1 protein-coding gene is annotated in these 937 nt (G+C 63.1%); it reads left to right on the top strand.

The genetic code is table 11. The features are described from left to right. The coding region (locus HUK38_RS14615; protein WP_182585048.1) for an Lcl C-terminal domain-containing protein at positions 1-937 on the top strand (937 nt) is incomplete at both ends.

The raw sequence follows: 937 nt of genomic DNA, 5'->3' as shown, positions 1-937 counted from the left end.
ACGGCCGCCGTCGGCGACGTGCTGACGGGCAAGACCTTCTGCAACAGCAGTGGCTGCGATCAGATCGGCGCCATGACCAATGTCGGCACTGAAAACATCACGCCGAGCACCAGCGCGCAGACCATCACCGCCGGCTATCACAACGGCAGCGGCGTCGTGGCGGGCGATACGAATCTGGTCAGCGGCAACATCAAATCCGGCGTCTCCATCTTTGACGTCGCCGGCGATTCCAATGTCGTGGATACCAGCAGCGGCGATGCGGTGGCAGATGACATCTTGCTCAACAAGAAAGCCTGGGTGGATGGCGGCGAGGTGACGGGCGCCATATCCACCCGAACGCTCTCTGCGGACAGTGCGACCGTGGCGGAGGGTTTTTACGCGGCGACCACGCTCAATGCGGTCGATAGCGACCTCGTCGCCGCCAACATCAAGAAAGGCACGGTGATCTTCGGCGTGACTGGCAGCTATGAGACGCCGCCGTGCAACTGCACTGGCGGTACGATTTGGGGCACCCGCTGGTGCGACAACGGCAACGGCACCGTCACCGACCTGCTCGGTGCAACAGTGGACGGCAAGACCAAGGGCCGCTGTCTGGTGTGGCTGAAGAGCGCAATTTGGGGTGGCGCAAAGAAATGGGAAGACAGCACAACTCACGACGATGCGCACACCCGTGCGGGAGTGCTGGCATCTGGCGCAGCCTATTCGGACTTGAGCGACGGCTCGGTCGCGGGCGACTGGCGCCTGCCGACCATCAGCGAACTCCGTGCGCTAACCACCGGTACGCAGAAAATTTTGTCGACGACGGCGGCGGGGCCGTTCTCTGTTCTGCAGTCCTTCAACTATTGGTCGTCCAGCACCGAAGCCTCCCTCACGACCCACGCGTGGACCGTGCGCCTCGGCAACGGCAGCATGGGCGTCGCCGGCAAGACTGACAGCT

This window comes from Thiospirillum jenense, assembly GCF_014145225.1.
Lineage (GTDB): Bacteria > Pseudomonadota > Gammaproteobacteria > Chromatiales > Chromatiaceae > Thiospirillum > Thiospirillum jenense.
Note: the sequence above shows the minus strand (reverse complement) of the source record. Positions and strands in the feature narration are given on the sequence as shown.